At 50.6% G+C, this 15,439-nt stretch carries 12 protein-coding genes and 6 tRNA genes; 11 read left to right on the plus strand and 7 right to left on the minus strand.

Annotation, left to right across the window (positions count from 1 at the left end; translation table 11 throughout):
- Positions 1 to 20 precede the first annotated feature (20 nt).
- Positions 21 to 596 carry an RNA polymerase sigma factor RpoE gene (gene rpoE, locus CLR69_RS22000; protein WP_005973561.1) on the minus strand — a complete coding sequence of 192 codons (576 nt, stop codon included), beginning with the start codon at positions 594 to 596 and terminating at the stop codon, positions 21 to 23.
- A 376-nt stretch (positions 597 to 972) separates the two neighbouring features.
- On the opposite strand from rpoE, the gene nadB reads away from it, so the two are divergent.
- Complete coding sequence (gene nadB / locus CLR69_RS22005; protein WP_129712010.1) at positions 973 to 2,574, plus strand: L-aspartate oxidase; 1,602 nt, start codon at positions 973 to 975, stop codon at positions 2,572 to 2,574.
- A 90-nt stretch (positions 2,575 to 2,664) separates the two neighbouring features.
- On the opposite strand, the gene trmN is transcribed toward nadB, so the two are convergent.
- Positions 2,665 to 3,411 (minus strand): tRNA(1)(Val) (adenine(37)-N(6))-methyltransferase TrmN, encoded by a 747-nt coding sequence (gene trmN / locus CLR69_RS22010; protein ID WP_129712011.1) that lies wholly within the window; start codon positions 3,409 to 3,411, stop codon positions 2,665 to 2,667.
- Between the two features lie 134 nt (positions 3,412 to 3,545).
- Here trmN and srmB point away from each other — a divergent pair, with 134 nt between their 5' ends.
- Positions 3,546 to 4,871: an ATP-dependent RNA helicase SrmB gene (gene srmB / locus CLR69_RS22015; protein ID WP_129710160.1), complete on the plus strand. Its 1,326-nt coding sequence runs from the start codon at positions 3,546 to 3,548 to the stop codon at positions 4,869 to 4,871.
- Positions 4,872 to 4,943: 72 nt separating this feature from the next.
- On the opposite strand, the gene grcA is transcribed toward srmB, so the two are convergent.
- Complete coding sequence (gene grcA, locus CLR69_RS22020; protein ID WP_129710162.1) at positions 4,944 to 5,327, minus strand: autonomous glycyl radical cofactor GrcA; 384 nt, start codon at positions 5,325 to 5,327, stop codon at positions 4,944 to 4,946.
- A gap of 375 nt (positions 5,328 to 5,702) precedes the next feature.
- On the opposite strand from grcA, the gene ung reads away from it, so the two are divergent.
- Positions 5,703 to 6,389, plus strand: coding sequence for a uracil-DNA glycosylase (gene ung / locus CLR69_RS22025; protein ID WP_129712012.1), 687 nt, complete (start codon positions 5,703 to 5,705; stop codon positions 6,387 to 6,389).
- A 149-nt stretch (positions 6,390 to 6,538) separates the two neighbouring features.
- Here the strand turns inward: ung and CLR69_RS22030 are convergent.
- A tRNA-Ala gene (locus CLR69_RS22030) sits at positions 6,539 to 6,614 on the minus strand.
- Between the two features lie 47 nt (positions 6,615 to 6,661).
- Positions 6,662 to 6,737 (minus strand) — tRNA-Ala (locus tag CLR69_RS22035).
- A gap of 264 nt (positions 6,738 to 7,001) precedes the next feature.
- Between CLR69_RS22035 and CLR69_RS22040 the strand changes: the two genes are divergently transcribed.
- On the plus strand, positions 7,002 to 7,871 hold the full coding sequence (locus tag CLR69_RS22040; RefSeq protein WP_242451676.1) for an alpha/beta hydrolase: 870 nt from the start codon (positions 7,002 to 7,004) through the stop codon (positions 7,869 to 7,871).
- Between the two features lie 77 nt (positions 7,872 to 7,948).
- Here CLR69_RS22040 and gltX read toward each other — a convergent pair whose 3' ends face one another.
- Entirely contained in the window at positions 7,949 to 9,364 is a 1,416-nt protein-coding gene (gltX, locus tag CLR69_RS22045) for a glutamate--tRNA ligase (RefSeq protein WP_129710168.1), read from the minus strand.
- 291 nt (positions 9,365 to 9,655) lie between these two features.
- On the opposite strand from gltX, the gene CLR69_RS22050 reads away from it, so the two are divergent.
- From CLR69_RS22050 to CLR69_RS22065, 4 genes are all read left to right on the plus strand, one after another.
- A tRNA-Val gene (locus CLR69_RS22050) sits at positions 9,656 to 9,731 on the plus strand.
- Between the two features lie 58 nt (positions 9,732 to 9,789).
- A tRNA-Val gene (locus tag CLR69_RS22055) sits at positions 9,790 to 9,865 on the plus strand.
- A gap of 66 nt (positions 9,866 to 9,931) precedes the next feature.
- A tRNA-Val gene (locus CLR69_RS22060) sits at positions 9,932 to 10,007 on the plus strand.
- A gap of 7 nt (positions 10,008 to 10,014) precedes the next feature.
- A tRNA-Lys gene (locus CLR69_RS22065) sits at positions 10,015 to 10,090 on the plus strand.
- Between the two features lie 307 nt (positions 10,091 to 10,397).
- Here CLR69_RS22065 and CLR69_RS22070 read toward each other — a convergent pair.
- Positions 10,398 to 11,351 carry a helix-turn-helix transcriptional regulator gene (locus CLR69_RS22070; protein ID WP_129712014.1) on the minus strand — a complete coding sequence of 318 codons (954 nt, stop codon included), beginning with the start codon at positions 11,349 to 11,351 and terminating at the stop codon, positions 10,398 to 10,400.
- A 149-nt stretch (positions 11,352 to 11,500) separates the two neighbouring features.
- On the opposite strand from CLR69_RS22070, the gene CLR69_RS22075 reads away from it, so the two are divergent.
- From CLR69_RS22075 to CLR69_RS22085, 3 genes are read left to right on the plus strand one after another with little or no spacing between them, the layout of a single operon-like run.
- The gene (locus tag CLR69_RS22075) at positions 11,501 to 11,899 is read left to right on the plus strand and encodes a hypothetical protein (protein WP_129712015.1); all 399 of its coding nucleotides are present in this window, start codon (positions 11,501 to 11,503) and stop codon (positions 11,897 to 11,899) included.
- On the plus strand, positions 11,880 to 13,106 hold the full coding sequence (locus CLR69_RS22080) for an MFS transporter (RefSeq protein ID WP_129712016.1): 1,227 nt from the start codon (positions 11,880 to 11,882) through the stop codon (positions 13,104 to 13,106). Before CLR69_RS22075 ends, CLR69_RS22080 begins: the two co-directional genes overlap by 20 nt.
- A gap of 30 nt (positions 13,107 to 13,136) precedes the next feature.
- Positions 13,137 to 15,413, plus strand: coding sequence for a TonB-dependent receptor (locus CLR69_RS22085; protein WP_129712017.1), 2,277 nt, complete (start codon positions 13,137 to 13,139; stop codon positions 15,411 to 15,413).
- Positions 15,414 to 15,439: the final 26 nt, after the last annotated feature.

A 15,439-nucleotide genomic window follows, 5' to 3' on the forward strand; every position in this document is an offset into this window, starting at 1 on the left:
CGGATAGCTGAAAACACTCGCTAGCGCTGAATAAGCGGTTGTACTTTATTATCAATAGCTTCCCGCGCTCGAAAAATACGAGAACGAACAGTGCCGACAGGACAATCCATAATCACGGCAATCTCTTCGTAGCTTAAACCGTCCAATTCACGCAACGTAATCGCTAAACGTAAATCTTCCGGTAAAGACTCGATAGTTCGGAAAACTATGCTTCGTAATTCTTCTGACAACATTAAATTCTCAGGGTTCGATATTTCTTTCAGTGCGCCCGCATTTTCGTAGTTTTCCGCGTCATTCGCATCAATGTCGCTGGAAGGCGGGCGGCGTCCCTGAGCTACCAGATAATTCTTGGCCGTATTCACTGCAATGCGATACAGCCACGTATAGAACGCACTATCGCCGCGAAATGATTCCAACGCGCGATACGCTTTAATGAACGATTCCTGTACCACGTCCGGCACGTCCCCTTGTGGAACATACCGCGATACCAGGCTCGCTACCTTATGCTGATAACGAACGACCAACAAGTTAAACGATTTTTGATCGCCTTTTTGGACTCGCTCGACCAGAACCTGATCTGCCAGTTGCTCGCTCATCCGAGGTAATCTCTACTCAATCCGTTCTCCACACATAAAATAGTACTGCCAGTTATATACGTCATATTTAGAGCAAGCTCCTCATTAGAACCAAGACGCTCAATAAAGTTCCGGGTCATCATTTTTCTTTTGCTTAGCGCCGTTACTCGTCTTTACGATGCGTACCATGACGCATTTCATCACACATGGTCTTCATCTGAGGCTTCTACGCTCTTGCGAGGATGATACGATAAATCTGGGGTATTCGCACGATTCACCATACTGCGTCATTCGCTTATTCTTTATAGCGTAGAGAAGGGGCTAAAAACCAATACAGCAATCAACCGTTGGGTGCTACCATCGGAATTCCTCTTCTTTTTGCACCCACGACACGACCATGCAAACGACCACTGAACACGTCTGTGATGTTTTAATCATTGGCAGCGGTGCTGCCGGGCTTTCCCTGGCGCTGCGTCTGGCTTCACAGGCCAACGTGACGGTATTAAGCAAAGGCCCACTCAACGAAGGCGCGACGTTTTATGCTCAAGGCGGCATTGCAGCCGTTTTCGATGAAACCGACACGATCGATTCCCATATCGACGATACCCTGATCGCCGGCGATGGCCTGTGTGAAAGGGAAGCCGTCGAATTCATTGCCAGTAATGCCAAACACTGCGTGCAATGGCTGATCGAACAAGGCGTGCTATTCGATACCGAAACCAGCACCAGCGGCGAAGAACGTTATCATCTCACGCGCGAAGGTGGACATAGCCACCGCCGAATTCTACACGCCGCGGATGCAACCGGAAAAGAAGTGGAAAATACACTGGTGCAAAAAGCGTTATCCCATCCGAATATTCGGATTATGGAACGCTGTAACGCCGTCGACTTAATTACCTCCAATAAGCTGGGTTTGCCCGGTACTCGCCGCATTATTGGCGCTTACATATGGAACCGTGAACGGGAACGCGTAGAATCCTGCCGGGCGAAAACGGTAGTTTTAGCGACTGGCGGCGCATCCAAAGTTTATCAATACACCACGAATCCCGATATTTCCTCCGGCGACGGTATCGCTATGGCCTGGCGTGCGGGTTGTCGCGTGGCGAATCTGGAATTCAACCAGTTTCACCCGACCTGCCTGTTCCATCCACAGGCGCGAAATTTCCTGCTGACGGAAGCGCTACGCGGTGAAGGCGCATACCTTAAACGTCCTGACGGCACACGCTTTATGCCCGATTTCGACGCCAGAGGCGAACTGGCACCGCGCGATGTCGTTGCCAGAGCGATTGACCATGAGATGAAACGGCTCGGCGCAGACTGCATGTATCTGGATATCAGCCACAAGCCCGAAGCATTCATCAAACAGCATTTCCCTACCATCGATGAAAAACTGCAATCTCTCGGCATCGATCTGACGCGAGAAGCGATACCGATCGTACCGGCAGCGCACTATACCTGCGGCGGTGTGATGGTTGATCAGCATGGGCGTACCGACCTTGACGGCCTGTATGCGATTGGCGAAGTCAGCTATACCGGATTGCACGGCGCAAACCGCATGGCGTCCAATTCACTGCTGGAATGTCTGGTTTATGGCTGGTCAGCCGCAGAGGATATTTTGCAGCGCTTACCGCAAATCAAAGCGGTGAAAAAATTGCCGGATTGGGATGAAAGCCAGGTCGACAACTCCGACGAACAGGTGGTGATCCAGCATAACTGGCATGAGCTGCGTCTGTTTATGTGGGATTACGTTGGGATCGTGCGAACCACTAAGCGATTAGAACGCGCACAACGCCGCATCCATCTGCTTCAGCAGGAAATCAATGAGTACTACTCCCACTTCCGTATTTCCAACAATTTACTGGAGCTACGTAATCTGGTGCAGGTCGCCGAACTCATTGTCCGCTGTGCGCTGGAAAGGAAAGAAAGCCGCGGGCTGCATTATACGTTGGACTATCCAGAACAGTTCGAATCACCAACACCAACGATTCTGGTGCCGTAGCTTGAAAAAATTATAGTTCGAAAAAATCGTAGCTCACAAAAATCATCGCGCCCTCAGAAAAGGCAGACGCGGCTACAAAGCGTCTGCCACCTACATAAAAAGATAGAAGTCTTTTGTCAGTCGCTGAAAATCCGTCGAATAACGTTTCTCGGCATCACGAATTGCCAATGAGGAATTTACACATTCCCTTCCCTGACGAGACAGCGCCAGCAAAACGCGATGCGCAGGCCTCTCTTCCCGTTCAGATACACAGAGCTGTTGCTGGACATGCCAATTATGTTGCTGTGCCAGAGGAATAAAGTGCTCCGCAACCTGAACAGGCAGCACCACACAAAACAGCCCTTCGGGCACCAACAGTTGATGAGCACAGCGCAATAGCACGTCGTGAGTTAACAAGGTAGTGTAGCGCGCCTGCTCACGCTGAGCTGAGCCACACGCGATCCCCGGTGAGAAATAAGGTGGATTGCTGATAATCAGCGAATAATCGGCGCTTCGCATCGCGGCGAAATCTACAATATCCTCAGCATAAACCGTTATCCTGTCAGCCCATGGAGAAGCAGAAATGTTTTCTTTCGCCTGCTGGCTGGCTGCGCTATCCAGCTCGACGGCATCAATCTGAATATGCGACTCGGAACGCTGAGCCAGCATCAGCGCGAGGAGACCTGATCCACTGCCAATATCCAAGATCCGCGAGGCAGAAGACACGGGTGCCCAGGCCCCCAGAAGAATACCATCGGTTCCAACCTTCATTGCACAGCGATCGTGCGCCACAAAGAATTGCTTGAAGGTAAATCCATCTCGACGCAATGTCAGTTTATTATCAGCCTGATGACTCATGAAAATAAGATTCCAAACACAAACCGCAGTAGCATAGGTGAAACATGAGTACAGGAAAAGTGCCGATGTCTGCTTAAACAGGTGAAGAAACCGGCCAATCCGTCTATAATCGGCGCCCCAAATAGAGGTAGACCATGACTGTAACCAATTTTTCCGAGCTCGATCTTGATGAAAGCCTGTTAGACGCCCTGCGTGATATGGGTTATGAACGTCCGACTGCGATTCAGGCCGAGGCAATTCCTCCGGCGATGGAAGGCCGTGACGTACTGGGTTCAGCGCCAACAGGAACAGGCAAAACCGCCGCTTATCTGCTGCCGGTTTTGCAGCATCTTATCGATTTCCCTCGTAAAAAATCAGGTCCACCTCGTATTCTGATCCTCACGCCAACTCGTGAACTCGCCATGCAGGTAGCCGATCAAGCACGGGCGTTTGCTGCACATACGCACCTGGATATCGCCACTATCACTGGCGGTGTAGCGTACATGAACCACGCAGAAGTATTCAGTGAAAATCAGGATGTCGTCGTCGCGACGACGGGCCGCTTGCTGCAATATATTAAAGAAGAAAACTTCGATTGCCGCGCGGTAGAAACACTGATTCTGGATGAAGCAGACAGAATGCTGGATATGGGCTTTGCCCAGGATATCGAACACATCGCCGGGGAAACCCGCTGGCGCAAACAAACGCTGCTGTTTTCTGCGACGCTGGAAGGGGACGCGATCAAGGATTTCGCCGAGCGTTTGCTCAATGAACCAGTTGAAATCGAGTCTGATCCATCACGTCGGGAACGTAAAAAGATTCTGCAATGGTATTACCGCGCCGACGATCTCAAACACAAAACGGCCCTGCTCTGCCATCAGTTAAAACAGCCAGATGTTACGCGTTCTATCATCTTCGTACGCAAGCGTGAGCGGGTGCATGAGCTCGTATCCTGGCTGCATGAAGCTGGTATTAACTCATGCTATCTCGAAGGCGAAATGGTGCAAGCCAAGCGCAACGAAGCGATCAAACGCATGAGCGACGGTCGGGTTAACGTGCTCGTGGCAACAGATATCGCAGCACGCGGCATCGATATTGACGATGTCAGCCACGTATTTAACTTCGACTTGCCGCGCACAGCCGATACTTACCTGCACCGCATCGGTCGCACTGGCCGCGCGGGTCGCAAAGGCTGTGCCATCTCTTTCGTTGAAGCGCACGATCACCTGCTGCTGGGAAAAATCAGCCGCTACCTGAATGAGCCGCTAAAACCGCGCGTCATTGAGGAGCTTCGCCCAGAGACCAAAGCGCCAAGCGCCAAAACGACGGGCAAACCGTCGAAAAAAGTGCTCGCCAAGCGGAAAGAGAAAAAAGAGAAGGAAAAAGAAAAAGTTAAAGTGAAGGTTCGTGACCGCGACAGTAAAAATATTGGTAAGCGTCGTAAACCAACGCAGAAAACTGACGAACCGTCTGCTGAATAAAACAGTCTATGTTTTATATAGATGTAAAAAAGGGAGCTTCGGCTCCCTTTTTGTTAAGGCTTAAGCAACAACTTACAGGCTTGCGGTAAAAGTACGAGCGATAACGTCGCGCTGTTGTTCCGGCGTCAGTGAGTTGAAACGCACAGCGTAGCCAGATACACGGATGGTCAGCTGTGGATAATTTTCCGGGTGCTTAACGGCATCTTCCAGCGTCTCACGGCGCAGAACGTTTACGTTCAGGTGTTGGCCACCTTCTACACGCACTTCAGGTTTAATTTCCAACGGAATTTCACGATACTCGATCTGACCTAGATCGCTCATTGGAACGATTTGATCTTCGCTATAACCAGATTTAGCACACACGCAACGCGCCTGTGATTTTTCTTCATCCAGCAACCAGAAGGAATTGATCAGAGTGCTGTCGTTAGCCTTGGTGATTTGAATACCAGTAACCATAATTGCCTCCGTAAAACGGCGTGTTATTGTCTTAGTTAAAACTAACTTAGTAAAATCGCTATCGGCAAAAAGCTGCCAGATTTCGTCACGATCGTATAAAACTATGTTTCTCTGCCCTCTTATATACCAGCCTGATAGCCAGACATCTTTGACTTAAATCAATTTTAAAGCCCCGCAAATCAACCACACGAAGACAATATATTGTTTTATATCAATTTTACCAACGTGCCGAATTGCAAATATTTTTGTAAATTTTCAATTTTTTTTTCAAAAAAGTCTCTTTCATCCCAACAATAGCGGTTACGGTTTTACCTCGGCACGATAGATCGGTAAGCTACCTACAACACCATTCAACCTGTAAAAAAAGAGTCCATGATGGCGACCTCTCTCACCTGGCATGACGTGCTGGCACAAGAAAAGCAGCAGCCTTATTTCATCAACACCCTTGAATTCGTAGGGAAAGAGCGGGCTGCGGGCAAGATAATCTATCCCCCGCAGAAAGATGTTTTTAACGCGTTCCGCTTTACCGAACTGCATCAAGTCAAAGTCGTCATTCTGGGGCAAGATCCTTATCACGGTCCAAATCAGGCCCACGGACTGTCATTTTCTGTACGTCCAGGTGTACCCGCACCGCCCTCTCTGGGTAATATCTATAAAGAACTGGCGAGCGATATCCCTGGATTTGAAATTCCACGACACGGTTTTCTACAAAGCTGGGCGGAGCAAGGCGTTCTATTGCTAAACACCGTACTGACGGTTGAAGCTGGGCAAGCGCATTCACATGCCAATTTGGGCTGGGAAACCTTTACGGACCGCGTCATTACTGCATTAAATGAGCAGCGGGAAGGTCTGATCTTTCTCTTGTGGGGCTCGCATGCACAGAAAAAAGGCAACATCATTGACCAACAGCGTCACCATATTTTGAAGTCACCACACCCTTCTCCACTGTCTGCACATCGAGGATTTCTGGGCTGTAAGCATTTTTCGCAGGCCAATCAGCTTCTGGAACAGCAAGGGCTGTCACCAATAGACTGGACGCCAAAGCTCCCGGAAGAGGCTTAAGCGGTAACAGTTTGGTTGCTTTCAAAGAGTGAGGGCAGCCAACTATCGTTTATAAAAAAACCGCTTACAGAATAATTAATCAAATGAAAAACAGTGATTGAGTCTGAATAAATCGAGAAGGATAAATAATAGGAAGTCATTCGATGATTTGGTGGAGCTAAGCGGGATCGAACCGCTGACCTCTTGCATGCCATGCAAGCGCTCTCCCAGCTGAGCTATAGCCCCACAACGTGTGGAATGTTCGTGATAATCAACCAAACAGAGGGAGTGTTTGGTGGAGCTAAGCGGGATCGAACCGCTGACCTCTTGCATGCCATGCAAGCGCTCTCCCAGCTGAGCTATAGCCCCATATCTTACAGCATTACCATAAAGACAAGTACTGTGCGAACGGGTCGCATAATATGAAACCCGATTAGCAGTGTCAACGGCTAAATCCGGTTATCCGATTAACCGCTGAAAAAGACGCCAAAGGTAAGAAAAAACAGGCAGCAATGACGGAGTCACATCATCATAATCACAATAAAAAGCTGTCAACGATAACGCGATTTATTATCATCGACTCACGTTACGCTTTTTCTTCTATTAAGCACCCAGCACATGCGCTATTTTCCTATGATTGTATTTTCTCTGATGATATCTACATCTGGCATGTTACCCGTTCGGGCCGAGCCAACTATTCCTGATATTACCGAACAAGCAAAAGCTCAATTTGAGTTCAAGCACGTTGAGATGCAAAGCAATACACAACATTCTTACCTGATTTTCATTGCGATCCCCCACCAGCCCGTGCCAGAAGGTGGCTATCCGGTGCTATACATGCTGGACGGCAATGCCCAGTTTCCTGTTGCCGTAAACAGCTATAATGCAAAAAACGGTGCAGCACCGCTGATTATTGCTATCGGTTATCCGATTGATAAACCTTACGATGTTCCCGCCAGAACGCGAGACTACACGCCGCCAACCACACTCACCGATCCAGACTTTGCCACAGGCGGTGAAGCCGAGGCGTTTTATCAATTCCTGCAATCCACGGTAAAACCCTGGGTTGACGCAAACTATGCCGTCAATAAACAAAAACAAACGCTTGCCGGGCACTCTTTCGGCGGCCTGTTTACGCTCTACACACTTTTTAATCACACTAAGTCTTTCCAGCATTATGTCGCCGCAAGCCCATCTATCTGGTGGGGCAATGGCATTGTGATTCCGGCAAGAACGCCACTGCTCGCTACTCAGCCGCGGTCAATTACCATTACAGCGGGAGCGAATGAAGATGAGCCAGTCAAAACACGGGCGGGTCAACCCGTTGATGAAAAACGGGCAGAACGACTCAGCCAAAGAAAAATGGTGGAAAGGGCAAAAATGCTGGCAGCACAACTCAATGAACAAGGCACAAAAGCCGACTTTATTCTGTTCCCTGGAAAGGGACATGGTGACGTGATTCCCGATGCTATCGGTAAAGCGGTCGCTATCGCTGGTCAATAATGTTCTATACCCACCATAAAAAACCCCGGCTATTTGGCCGGGGTCTGTTTTATATAACGTGATTCACGCACTAACGATTACTGCTGGGTTTCACGCTCGGCGATGAACGCCAGCGCTTTATCAATACGCGCCAGCGAACGCTGTTGACCAACTGCGTGCACAGTAACATCAACACCCGGTGACTGGCCTGCACCCGTTACCGCAACGCGCAATGGCATACCAACCTTGCCCATCCCCTGACCCAGCTCGTCCGCCGTCCCCTGAATAGCGTGATGGATGTTCTCCGCCGTCCAGCTAGTGATCGCTGCCAGCTTCTCACGTACCAGTTCAAGCGGTTGACGTGCAACCGGACGCAGGTGTTTCTTCGCCGCATCGGCGTCAAACTCAGCAAAATCTTCATAGAAATAACGGCAAGAGTCCGCCATTTCTTTCAGCGTTTTACAGCGTTCGCCCAACAGACCGACCAGTTCGCTCAACTGCGGTCCAGTGCGAGTATCAATTCCTGCCTGCTCAATATGCCATGACAAATGTGTTGCCACGTATTCTGCTGGCAGATGATTAATATAATGATGGTTCAGCCATTGCAGCTTCTCAGTATTGAAGGCGCTCGCAGACTTGCTGACCGCATCCAGTGAGAACAGAGATTTCATCTCATCAATAGAGAAGATTTCCTGATCGCCAGATGACCAGCCTAAACGCACCAGATAATTCAGCAGTGCTTCCGGCAGATAGCCATCATCGCGGTATTGCATCACACCAACTGCGCCGTGACGCTTGGATAATTTCTTACCGTCATCGCCCAGAATCATCGACACATGCGCATATTCCGGTACTGGTGCGCCCAGTGCTTTCAGGATGTTGATCTGGCGCGGCGTGTTGTTGATATGGTCTTCACCACGAATAACATGCGTGATTTCCATATCCCAGTCATCGATAACGACACAGAAGTTGTAGGTCGGTGAACCGTCAGTACGGCGGATGATTAGATCATCGAGTTCCTGATTACTGAATTCGATCGGCCCACGAATGCGGTCATTAAAAATGACTGAACCTTCCTGCGGGTTAAGGAAACGCACAACGTGCGGCTCACTGTCAGCATGATGCTCATGGGAACCACGGCAACAGCCATCATAACGTGGCTTATCACCCTTCTCCATCTGCTGCTCGCGCAGTGCTTCCAGACGCTCTTTAGAACAGTAACACTTATAGGCCGTACCGTTTTCCAGCATCTGATCAATAACGGCGTTGTAGCGATCAAAGCGTTTAGTCTGGTAGTACGGGCCTTCATCCCAGTTCAGGCTCAGCCAGTTCATACCATCCATAATGGCATCAATCGCGTCCTGAGTTGAACGCTCCAGATCGGTATCTTCAATACGCAGCACGAACTCGCCGTCCTGATGACGGGCAAACAGCCAAGAGTAAAGTGCGGTACGAGCGCCGCCAACGTGAAGATAGCCAGTAGGACTAGGGGCGAAACGAGTTTTGATTTTCATTTGGGATTACAGCCTTATTACGCAACGGCTGTCGGCACAGACCGACATAAGCTCAGAGAACAAAAGTGGGCAACATTCTATCACTCTGCTTCGATTCCTCAACGCCGTAACATGCCGCACGTGCTTTTATTGTGGTTGAAGGAGCAAGATAGCCGACTGAATTGCACAAGGATACAGCGCTAACGGCGATAAATACGACGCCTTGCCTAATTTTGCAACGAACAATCATTTTAGTTTTAAAAAGCGTTGACTCACATTCAAGGATCCCTATAATGCGACTCCACACAGCGGGGGTGATTAGCTCAGCTGGGAGAGCACCTCCCTTACAAGGAGGGGGTCGGCGGTTCGATCCCGTCATCACCCACCACTCTTTACTGGTTTTAAGTAAGAGTAGCTCGCTGTGTAGAGTAAGAAGATTTGAGATTGGGTGATTAGCTCAGCTGGGAGAGCACCTCCCTTACAAGGAGGGGGTCGGCGGTTCGATCCCGTCATCACCCACCAATCTCTACCAGCTGGTCTTCTTATTGGAAGTTGAAGTAAATCAAGAAGTAAATGTAGTTCAGAAGTGGGTGATTAGCTCAGCTGGGAGAGCACCTCCCTTACAAGGAGGGGGTCGGCGGTTCGATCCCGTCATCACCCACCACTTCTGCGGGTCGTTAGCTCAGTCGGTAGAGCAGTTGACTTTTAATCAATTGGTCGCAGGTTCGAATCCTGCACGACCCACCACTTCCGCAAAGTGAATCCTCTATGAAGTAAATCCACCAAATATTACCTGTTGCACGTGTCGTGTAGGTGAGACAAAATCATTGAAAATGGTTTTGAACAACGCTTGCGTTGGCCCTGCAAGGGTGAGCCTTAGAATACCTGTGTTCAGGTCAATGTACCTATTACAGCTTTTTTGCTAGCAACATTATATCGTCAGCATTAATGCTAAAAGTGTCAGCCTGCGCCCCCACCTACCTCTATTATCATCAAAATGAAGAAAAAAAATGGAGAGACGGGGCAGCCCAAACCAATGATGCTTACCCCTGCCCTATCTGATCTGTGACGGTGGAAAACCATACTGCTTCTTAAACGCTGCGCTGAAACTACTGACATGTTCATAGCACGCCAGCACGGCAGCTTCATCCACCGACACCGCATGTCTATGGAGCGCCTGATAGGCGCGTTCCAGCCGATGCTTGCGTAGGTAGGCAGCAATAGTGATACCGTTACGAGTGCGAAAACCATTCTGCAAATCGACCGAATTAGTCCCCAACGCTTTAGCCATCTGTCCGATACTCAGGCGATCGGCTTCTCCGCTATCCAGCCAGTCTTTCAAACGTACCAGGCAACATTCAAGATGAGCGCCAAAACGCTTTTTCCCGGGTGACGCATCAATACTCCGTAAAATGTCCGTCGCCAGATCCAGCGCGAAACTCTCGCATTGCAAACGTTGGATAAGCGAAACAGGGGACAGATCATCAAAAGCTAGTTGGCAGGCACGTTGCAGGACATCCGGTGCAGGTTGCCAGGAAAGGCTTTGCCAGTGTGAACGCCTGAATTGCAACAAACTGCTACTGCACAGGCTACTCTCGTTGGCGAACCGTTCAAACCAGGCCGGACTGAAACTCAGGCAGATCTTGGTTTCCCGTCGACCAGCCTGCCAATGACGCTGAAACTGATCGCTATCCGTCAAATTAACCAACATTGCGCGCTGGCGGGCGCAATGAGCGTCGAAACGCAAACGCTGGCCTGCCAGACTCACATCCGCTTCTCCCTGGAGTAGAAACGCGGCAGTAATACCCGGTGATAGCAAATTCTGACTAAAAGCATCGATTAAGTCTTCACTCTGGCTCAAATACAGCACCAGACCATTGCCTAAGGACTGAATTCGCTGCCTGCCAGCCAATACAGGCTGATCGGTCGGTAACTCATGACCGAAGTGCAGTCTCCCTCCCTGTTCGCTGGCAGCCTGACTTAATTGGCCACAGGTAAATACACGCATGAAACATACCTGAATAAATTTCGTCGCGCCTAACTTTTTCTTTTTTTAGCCTAAGCGGACGTTTTGAATTAGAAGTATTCTCATTTGTAACATGACGGCAATCGACTGTCTAAGGTCTGTGACGTTTTTCATTTCAAGGGTAACAACGCATGGTTTTACGTGTCACGCACACTGCACTGGTCGAGGCAGTGTTTCAGGAAAGCGTCAGCGCTGAGGAAATACGTGAATGGTTAGCGCACATCGAGCATCTCCTTGAATCGAAAAAACCCTTTTTCTTCATTGCCAGCACGTTAGCGCACACCGAGTTCTCCCCCGATTACCGATCCATTCAGGCATTCTGGTATCGACAGCACAAACCTGCGTTTCAGCGCTACTGCCGTGGTTTGGTGCGTATTGCCCGTAACGCATCCGAACAGGCACGTCTGGATGCCCCCGCACTGCACCGAACCTGGGGCGTGCCGTACTTCGTCACACTGGATAAATCCGAGGGCTATAACTGGATTGCTGGACGTCTGATGGACAGGGTGAATGATGACACGAACGTATGAGTTCGCACCGATCAGCCGATTAGGACTGACGGCGATCGTGATCCTCTATTTAGCGCATGCCCTGCCGCTTTATTTCTACAATGTCGCTATGCCGAGCATTCTGCGTAGTCAGGGAGTGGATCTGCGCTGGATAGGAATGCTTTCACTGCTTTACCTGCCCTGGGCCTGCAAATTTCTCTGGGCACCGTTAATTGACCGTTTTTATCTGCCGATCCTGGGGCGTCGCCGCACTTGGTTATGGTTGACGCAAATGGCGCTGGCAACTGGTGTACTGATTCTGGCGTTCACCGGACTGGATTACGGATTACTGCCATTCGTACTGATTGGATTATGGATCTCGACCTGGGCTGCTACGCAGGATATCGCCATCGACGGCTATACGGTGGAATCACTAGCAGAGTCAGATCATCGTCTTGGCAGCATGGCACAAAGCATCGGCGTGGCGCTGGGCAGCATGATCGGCGGTGCAGGCATCCTGTTACTGTATCAGTTGTATGGCTGGCGCAGCGCATTGCTGTCTCTGGCGGTCTTGACTGCACTGACGATGATCGCTGTCACCTGGATTAATGAACGACCCCGGCTCTCCCCAACGTCTGAACGTCCGAGCTTCGCCAATACGTTTAGGCGTCGTGAAATACGTTGGGCTTTGCTGCTTATTCTGCTCTATCGACTGGTTGAAGCCCCCGCAATGGCAATGCTTAATCCATTGCTGGTCGACCAACAATGGACGCTGGTACAAATCGGCCTTTTGATGTCGGTGGCTGGGGCGGGGATCGGGTTACTGAGCGCAATTCTCACAGCGTGGGCACTTAAACGCTACTCGTCCGACGTACTGTTGATTCGTGCTGGCTGGCTGCGCAGTGGCGTCTATCTGCTGCTCGCTGTGCTGCTCTATAGCGGCTCAGCCATGACTTCAGGATTTTGGCTCGGCACACTGGTCATCGTCATGCTGGCGATCCGCTACATGGCAATGACCAGCCTTTATGCGCTGTTCATGCGTCTGTGCTCACGCCGACAGGCAGGCACCGACTTCACTGTGCTGGTGTGCGTTGAACTTCTGGTGTTTTTCCTTGGCGGTTCACTTTCCGGCTTTCTCGCAGTTGGGCTGGGCTATGGCGCTTATTATCTGCTGCTCGGCGTTCTGTCGCTACTTAGCGTCCTGCTATGCCGACCGCTCATCAGACAACATCTTACCAAGACTATTTAACCCTTATCATTTAGTTATTCAGGAGACATTATGCGATATCTTGCGCCGCCCGCGCGGGTAACCTTCTTGAGTCTGGCAATCAGTGCTCAGGCGTATGCACAGACCGATGTGACTTCAGTGCAGCAAACTCGCAGCCAGACGCAGGACACCGATATCATGACGGTTACGGCTGCCCGTTCGGTGAAAAACATTGCCGACATCGCTGGAACGGTTTACAGCATTGAACGCGAAGATATCGCCAAGCAATCCTCCGCTGGCAGATCTACCGCAGATATCCTCGGCCAGTTAGTTCCTGGTCTGGCCACTGCATCCGGCACCACCAGCAACTACGGGATGACCATGCGCGGACGTACGGTACAGGTCATGATCGACGGCGTACCACTGACCGGTTCGCGTGACGGTTCGCGACAGCTAAACAGCATCTCTCCGACGATGATCGAACGTGTCGAAGTCGTATCGGGAGCCACAAGCCTCTACGGTGCGGGCGCTACGGGGGGCATTATCAATATCATCACCCGTAATGCCGATGATGAACCTTATGCTTTCAGCAGCCAATTTGGCTTGAAAAGCGCAGATAAGCCGTCTAAATCGGGTATGGCCTACAGCGGTACGCAAACCGCATCTTTCCATAACGATGACATCAGCGGCTTTGCCGGGCTGAACTATACCGCCCTAGGGGACATGCGCAATGCCCACGGGAATCGGATCGGGCCGGAAATTGCCCAAACCGATCGCCAGGACACAACCAGTCTCGATTTCAATAGCCGGCTGACCTGGAATCTGGACGACAACCAGCAGTTGAGCGGCGCATTCAGGTATTACAATGATGAACAAGACAGCGACTACGGCCCTGATTACGGACCCGGACTGGCCGCACTGTTCTCTCCCGCGACTTTTCAGCCCAGCCTCAAGGGCATCAAAGGGCTACAACTTGACGAACAGCCCCGAACTCGACATTACGGCTTCAATACTCAATACCAAAATCGGGACATACTGGGTGGTCAACAGTTAACGGCTGAAGCCTATTATCGCAAAGAGCAATCACGCTGGTTCCCTTCCGTCTCCGCGGTAACGCACTCAGCGCTACCTGGTGGCAGCACGTATGTGGCAATGCAATCCAATACGGATATTGATGTCTGGGGCACGCGTACCGCATTGCAAAAAAACATGAGTCTGGCAGGGCGCGACCTAGAGCTAACCTATGGCCTTGACTACGAACAGGAAAAAGACAGCCAAAGTGGGCAATCCTACGGTCTTAATACCTTCATCGCCAGTAACGGCTTGCGTTATCAAGCCGAAAACCGTTACGCCATGGGGCCGAATGTTAAGGTGGACAAAACCGGTCTATTCCTGCAATCGGACTATGCGCTGACTCAACGCCTTAACCTACAGGCGGGCATACGCCACGAGACCATCCGCAACAAGGTTTCCACCTCAACGCCCTACAGCGAAGCCATCACTGCGGATAGGGTAGCGGGCTATCAGGCCAAACAGCTCGAAGGCGGCCAGGTGAAGCATGGAGAAACATTGTATAACCTGGGGTTGGTGTACCAGTTGACCGATACCCATCAACTGTTCACCAACTTTTCTCAAGGCTTCAGCCTGCCCGACACACAACGCATGTTGCGCGACGTACCGGCGACATTCACCATTAACGGTGACAGCATCGACTCAATCAAAGTCAACAACTATGAACTCGGTTGGCGCATGAGGGATAACCATGGCCTGAATGCTGGCGTTACTGCGTTCTACAACACGTCCGATAAGGTGGTACAGTTCAACCGTGACTATAGCGTGTCAGTGGCCGATACCGATGAGCGTATCTGGGGCATGGAAGGCAACCTGCAATACCCGCTGTCCGAAAGCTGGAACGTCGGCGGCACGCTTGCCTACACCCGAGGCGAATATAAAGATGCCGCAGGCGAATGGCGAGAACTGAACGCGTTCCGCGTATCGCCGCTGAAAGCGACGTTATACAGCGACTGGGCATTTGCTGATGGATACGGATTACGCCTACAATCCCTGACCGTCGGCGGAACTGACCGCGCTTATAATGACGCCAAATCCGCGGCCGTCAGTTCAAGCATCCGCTCCACGCCAGCAGCAAAAATTCAGGGTTATACCGTGTTCGACCTTATCGCTCATGCCCCATTGTTGGGCGGCCAGGTCGGCTTTGGCATCTACAACCTGGCAAACCGGGACTATAAAACCGTCTACAGCCAACAAGCCGAAGCCACCTATGGAAAACTTTCCAGTCTGCCAGCGCAGGGACGTACGTTCGCTCTGACTTATTCGATTGACTATTGAAGCGCAAGATAACCGATACGGCAGCG

Source organism: Pectobacterium zantedeschiae, assembly GCF_004137795.1.
Classification (GTDB): Bacteria; Pseudomonadota; Gammaproteobacteria; order Enterobacterales; family Enterobacteriaceae; genus Pectobacterium; species Pectobacterium zantedeschiae.

Bases quoted from the DNA above. Each gene is read 5' to 3' on its own strand.
- rpoE (WP_005973561.1), bottom strand. From the start codon at position 596: ATGAGCGAGCAACTGGCAGATCAGGTTCTGGTCGAGCGAGTCCAAAAA.
- nadB (WP_129712010.1), top strand. From the start codon at position 973: ATGCAAACGACCACTGAACACGTCTGTGATGTTTTAATCATTGGCAGC.
- trmN (WP_129712011.1), bottom strand. From the start codon at position 3,411: ATGAGTCATCAGGCTGATAATAAACTGACATTGCGTCGAGATGGATTT.
- srmB (WP_129710160.1), top strand. From the start codon at position 3,546: ATGACTGTAACCAATTTTTCCGAGCTCGATCTTGATGAAAGCCTGTTA.
- grcA (WP_129710162.1), bottom strand. From the start codon at position 5,327: ATGGTTACTGGTATTCAAATCACCAAGGCTAACGACAGCACTCTGATC.
- ung (WP_129712012.1), top strand. From the start codon at position 5,703: ATGGCGACCTCTCTCACCTGGCATGACGTGCTGGCACAAGAAAAGCAG.
- CLR69_RS22040 (WP_242451676.1), top strand. From the start codon at position 7,002: ATGATTGTATTTTCTCTGATGATATCTACATCTGGCATGTTACCCGTT.
- gltX (WP_129710168.1), bottom strand. From the start codon at position 9,364: ATGAAAATCAAAACTCGTTTCGCCCCTAGTCCTACTGGCTATCTTCAC.
- CLR69_RS22070 (WP_129712014.1), bottom strand. From the start codon at position 11,351: ATGCGTGTATTTACCTGTGGCCAATTAAGTCAGGCTGCCAGCGAACAG.
- CLR69_RS22075 (WP_129712015.1), top strand. From the start codon at position 11,501: ATGGTTTTACGTGTCACGCACACTGCACTGGTCGAGGCAGTGTTTCAG.
- CLR69_RS22080 (WP_129712016.1), top strand. From the start codon at position 11,880: ATGATGACACGAACGTATGAGTTCGCACCGATCAGCCGATTAGGACTG.
- CLR69_RS22085 (WP_129712017.1), top strand. From the start codon at position 13,137: ATGCGATATCTTGCGCCGCCCGCGCGGGTAACCTTCTTGAGTCTGGCA.